This window comes from Microbacterium umsixpiens (genome assembly GCF_053543675.1).
On sequence record NZ_JBLVOH010000015.1, the window covers coordinates 9,632 to 14,834 of the forward strand.

Consider the following 5,203-nt stretch of genomic DNA (forward strand, 5'->3'; position numbering starts at 1 on the left):
CGTCGACCGCTTCCTCGCCGACCTCGAGGCATCCGAGAAGGCGGCTCAGTAATGGGCAGCGCGACCACTCAGGCACTCGCGGCATCCATCCAGACGCTTGCCGCAGCGAAGGGCGTCACTCTCGACACCGCACGGGAGCTCCTCGCTGCCGCGCGTGCCGTGAGCGGGTCGTCTCAGCTGAGCGGCGCGCTTGCTGATCCCTCTGCTCCCGCCGCGGCACGACAGGACGTCGTCGCCGCGGTGTTCGGCGGGTTCTCCGCAGACGCTCAGAGCGTTCTGAAGACGGTCGTCGCGGAGCGCTGGTCCAACGCGGGTGAGCTCGTCGACGGTGTCGAGGAGCTCGCGATCCGCGCTGCTGCGATCGCCGAGCCGGGCGCGGACATCGAGGGGGAGCTCTTCAGCTTCTCCCGCGTGATCGCCGCCAACCCCGAGCTCGAACTCGCCCTGGGCAGCCGCCTCGGCGGAGAAGACGCCAAGGCTGCGCTCGTCGAGCGCCTCCTGGCCGAAGGCTCCACGAGCGCTGCGTCGACGCTGATCATCACGTCGCTCGTGCGTCAGCCGCGTGAGCGCCGCGTGCGGCGACTGCTGAACCGGGCGATGAGCATCGTCTCCAGCCAGCGCGGTCGCGTGGTCGCCACGGTGCACACCGCGGCTCCGCTCACCGATGCGCAGCGAGCACGTCTCAGTGACTCGCTGTCTCGTCGCTACGACGGCCAGGTGTCCCTCAACGTCGTCATCGACCCTGCCGTGGTCGGAGGTCTGCGTGTGCAGATCGCCGATGACGTCATCGACGGCAGCATCTCCGCACGACTCGCAGACCTTCGCCAGAAGCTCGCGGGCTAACACGACTTCGCGCGGGGAACCGCGCACCCAGATACAAAGGGAAGACAATGGCAGAACTATCGATCAGCCCCGACGTCATCCGTGACGCGCTGAAGGACTTCGCCGCAGCATACGAGCCCTCCGGGGCCGGGGCGACGGAGGTCGGCACCGTCATCGACGCCGCAGACGGCATCGCGCACGTCGAGGGACTTCCCGGCGTCATGGCGAACGAGCTCGTCATCTTCGCCGACGGCACCAAGGGACTCGCACAGAGCCTGAACGAGCACGAGATCGGTGTCGTCGTCCTCGGCGAGTTCACCGGTGTCGAGGCCGGCCAGGAAGTCACCCGCACGGGCGAGGTCCTCTCGGTCCCGGTCGGCGACGGCTACCTCGGCCGCGTGGTCGACCCGCTCGGTACCCCGATCGACGGCCTCGGCGCCATCGAGACCGAGAGCGTCCGCGCTCTCGAGCTGCAGGCGCCCGGCGTCATGCAGCGTAAGTCGGTGCACGAGCCGATGCAGACCGGCATCAAGGCGATCGACGCGATGATCCCCGTCGGCCGTGGCCAGCGTCAGCTGATCATCGGCGACCGCCAGACCGGCAAGACGGCCATCGCGATCGACACGATCATCAACCAGAAGGCCAACTGGGAGTCGGGCGACGTCAACAAGCAGGTCCGCTGCATCTACGTCGCCATCGGCCAGAAGGGCTCGACCATCGCTTCGGTGAAGGGCGCGCTCGAAGAGGCCGGAGCCCTGGAGTACACCACGATCGTGGCGGCTCCGGCATCCGACCCCGCCGGCTTCAAGTACCTCGCCCCCTACACGGGTTCGGCCATCGGTCAGCACTGGATGTACGGCGGCAAGCACGTCCTCATCATCTTCGATGACCTGTCGAAGCAGGCCGAGGCCTACCGTGCCGTTTCCCTGCTCCTTCGCCGTCCGCCGGGCCGCGAGGCATACCCGGGTGACGTCTTCTACCTGCACTCGCGTCTGCTCGAGCGTTGCGCGAAGCTGTCCGACGAGCTCGGCGCAGGTTCCATGACGGGTCTCCCGATCATCGAGACCAAGGCCAACGACGTCTCGGCATACATCCCGACCAACGTGATCTCGATCACCGACGGCCAGATCTTCCTCCAGTCCGACCTCTTCAACGCCAACCAGCGTCCGGCGGTCGACGTGGGTATCTCGGTCTCGCGAGTCGGTGGTGACGCGCAGGTCAAGTCGATCAAGAAGGTCTCCGGAACGCTGAAGCTGGAGCTCGCGCAGTACCGCTCCCTCGAGGCGTTCGCAATGTTCGCGTCCGACCTCGACGCGGCTTCGCGTCGTCAGCTCTCCCGTGGTGCGCGTCTGACCGAGCTGCTCAAGCAGCCGCAGTACTCCCCGTACCCCGTCGAGGAGCAGGTCGTCTCGATCTGGGCCGGAACGAACGGCAAGCTCGACACGATCGAGGTCTCGGATGTCCTGCGCTTCGAGCGCGAACTCCTGGACTACCTGCGTCGCAACACCAAGGTTCTCGAGACGCTCCGCGACACCAACGTCCTCGATGACGCCACGGTCGCCGAGCTCGAGAAGCAGACGGATGCCTTCATCCTGGAGTTCCAGGGTGGCAAGGGCGCCAGCATCGGCGCTCCCGGCCACGAGGAGCACACTGCAGCCGAGGCTGAGGACGTCAACCAGGAGAAGATCGTCAAGGGTCGTCGCGCGTAACCGCGTGAGGTACTGACATATGGGCGCTCAACTCAGGGTCTACAAGCAGAAGATCTCTTCTGCTCAGACGACCAAGAAGATCACGAAGGCGATGGAACTCATCGCGGCTTCGCGCATCCAGAAGGCGATGGCACGCGTCAAGGCGTCCACACCCTTCGCGCGAGCCGTGACGAGGGCCGTGTCTGCCGTCGCGACGCACTCGAACGTGGATCACCCGCTGACCCGCGAGTCCGTGAACATCACCCGCTCCGCGGTCGTGATCTTCTCGTCGGACCGCGGTCTCGCCGGAGCCTTCAACTCGCAGATCCTCCGTGAGGGTCTCGAGGTGGCGGAGCTCCTGCGCGAGCAGGGCAAGGAGCCGGTCTTCTACCTCATCGGTCGCAAGGCCGTCGGATACTTCCAGTTCCGACGCCTCGCTGCCGCTGCGGAGTGGACCGGCGACACCGATACCCCGTCGTTCCACACCGCGGAGGAGATCTCCGCGACGCTGCTCGATTCCTTCTCCCGCGGGGGACAGGACGGCGGCGTCGACGAGATCCACCTCGTGTACAACCGTTTCGTCAGCATGATGACGCAGTCGCCCGAGTCCGTGCGTCTGCTCCCGCTGGAGATCACGGAAGCCGATGAGTCGGAAGCAGGTAACACCGTTTACCCGCTGTACGAGTTCGAGCCGGATGCCGAGACCGTTCTCGATGCGATCCTGCCGGTGTACATCCAGAGCCGCGTCTTCAACGCTCTCCTGCAGTCGTCTGCTGCCAAGCAGGCCGCGACGCAGAAGGCGATGAAGTCGGCCAGCGACAACGCCGACAAGCTCATCACCGACTACACCCGCCTGCGCAACAACGCGCGCCAGGCGGAGATCACGCAGCAGATCGCCGAGATCGTCGGCGGCGCCGACGCCCTCTCGAGCAAATAGACCATCAGGAAAGAGACGAAAATGACCCTCACCGCTCCGGCTGACCAGCCGGCGACCGCGGTCGTCGGGCGCGTCGCACGCGTCAACGGTCCGGTTGTCGACATCGAGTTCCCTCATGACTCGATCCCCGACATCTACAACGCGCTGAAGACCACGATCGCGATGGGCGAAGAGTCCACCGAGATCACGCTCGAGGTCGCACAGCACCTCGGCGACGACCTCGTCCGCGCCATCGCTCTGAACCCGACCGACGGCATCGTCCGCGGTCAGGAGGTCCGCGACACCGGTGAGGCCATCTCGGTCCCCGTCGGCGACGTGACCAAGGGCAAGGTGTTCAACGTCATCGGCGAGGTGCTCAACCTCGAGCCCGGTGAGACGATCGAGGTCACCGAGCGCTGGCCCATCCACCGCAAGGCGCCGAACTTCGACCAGCTCGAGTCCAAGACTCAGATGTTCGAGACCGGCATCAAGTCGATCGACCTCCTCACCCCGTACGTGCTGGGTGGAAAGATCGGCCTGTTCGGTGGTGCCGGTGTCGGCAAGACCGTCCTCATCCAGGAGATGATCCAGCGCGTCGCGCAGGACCACGGTGGTGTGTCTGTGTTCGCCGGTGTCGGTGAGCGCACCCGTGAGGGCAACGACCTCATCCACGAGATGGAAGAGGCGGGCGTCTTCGACAAGACCGCCCTGGTGTTCGGCCAGATGGACGAGCCGCCGGGAACGCGTCTGCGCGTCGCCCTGTCGGCCCTGACGATGGCGGAGTACTTCCGTGACGTGCAGAAGCAGGATGTGCTGCTCTTCATCGACAACATCTTCCGCTTCACGCAGGCCGGTTCCGAGGTCTCCACGCTGCTGGGTCGCATGCCTTCCGCCGTGGGTTACCAGCCGAACCTCGCCGACGAGATGGGTGTGCTCCAGGAGCGCATCACCTCGACGCGTGGTCACTCGATCACCTCGCTGCAGGCGATCTACGTGCCGGCCGATGACTACACCGACCCGGCTCCGGCGACGACGTTCGCCCACCTCGACGCGACGACCGAGCTCTCTCGTGAGATCGCCTCGAAGGGTCTGTACCCGGCCATCGACCCGCTGACCTCGACGTCGCGCATCATGGACCCCCGCTACCTGGGCGAGGACCACTACCGCGTCGCCACGACGGTCAAGCAGATCCTCCAGAAGAACAAGGAACTGCAGGAGATCATCGCCATCCTCGGTGTCGACGAGCTCTCCGAGGAAGACAAGATCGTCGTGTCGCGTGCACGTCGCATCCAGCAGTTCCTCTCGCAGAACACCTACATGGCGAAGAAGTTCACCGGTGTCGAGGGTTCGACCGTCCCGCTCAAGGAGACCATCGAGTCCTTCGATGCGATCACGCGCGGTGACTTCGACCACGTCGCCGAGCAGGCCTTCTTCAACGTCGGTGGCATCTCCGACGTCGAAGAGCAGTGGGCGAAGATCCAGAAGGAGAACGGCTGACCATGGCGCTCCACGTCAGCCTCGTCTCCGCGGATGCGGAGGTCTGGACGGGAGAAGCGAGCCTCGTGGTCGCCAAGACCGTCGAGGGCGAGATCGGCTTCATGACCGGCCATGAGCCGGTGCTGGCCATCCTCGCTGAGGGCCAGGTCCGCATCACGCAGTCGGATGGCACGAAGGTGCTGGCCAACGCGCAGGACGGGTTCCTCTCCATGGAGGGCGACACCCTGACGATCGTGGCCGGCAACGCGGCTCTCATCGCCTAGCATTTCCGTTTCGAGGG

Annotated in this window: 6 protein-coding genes; all 6 read left to right on the forward strand. The window is 65.5% G+C overall.

The annotated features are described in order from the left end of the window. Window positions 1-52, forward strand: a 52-nt coding sequence (locus tag ACNPM4_RS01480) for a hypothetical protein (protein WP_448984457.1), incomplete at its 5' end; no start/stop codon positions are given. Beyond that, window positions 52-843 carry a F0F1 ATP synthase subunit delta gene (locus ACNPM4_RS01485; protein WP_448984452.1) on the forward strand — a complete coding sequence of 264 codons (792 nt, stop codon included), beginning with the start codon at window positions 52-54 and terminating at the stop codon, window positions 841-843. The genes ACNPM4_RS01480 and ACNPM4_RS01485, both read left to right, overlap by 1 nt. Window positions 844-890: 47 nt before the next feature. Then, entirely contained in the window at window positions 891-2,531 is a 1,641-nt protein-coding gene (gene atpA, locus ACNPM4_RS01490) for a F0F1 ATP synthase subunit alpha (protein WP_448984453.1), read from the forward strand. Between the two features lie 19 nt (window positions 2,532-2,550). After that, window positions 2,551-3,447 carry a F0F1 ATP synthase subunit gamma gene (locus ACNPM4_RS01495; RefSeq protein WP_448984454.1) on the forward strand — a complete coding sequence of 299 codons (897 nt, stop codon included), beginning with the start codon at window positions 2,551-2,553 and terminating at the stop codon, window positions 3,445-3,447. Between the two features lie 21 nt (window positions 3,448-3,468). Next, a complete protein-coding gene (atpD, locus tag ACNPM4_RS01500; protein ID WP_017830989.1) occupies window positions 3,469-4,923 on the forward strand; it encodes a F0F1 ATP synthase subunit beta in 1,455 nt (484 codons plus the stop codon). A 2-nt stretch (window positions 4,924-4,925) separates the two neighbouring features. After that, window positions 4,926-5,186, forward strand: a complete 261-nt coding sequence (locus tag ACNPM4_RS01505) for a F0F1 ATP synthase subunit epsilon (protein ID WP_017830988.1) — start codon at window positions 4,926-4,928, stop codon at window positions 5,184-5,186. Window positions 5,187-5,203: the final 17 nt, after the last annotated feature.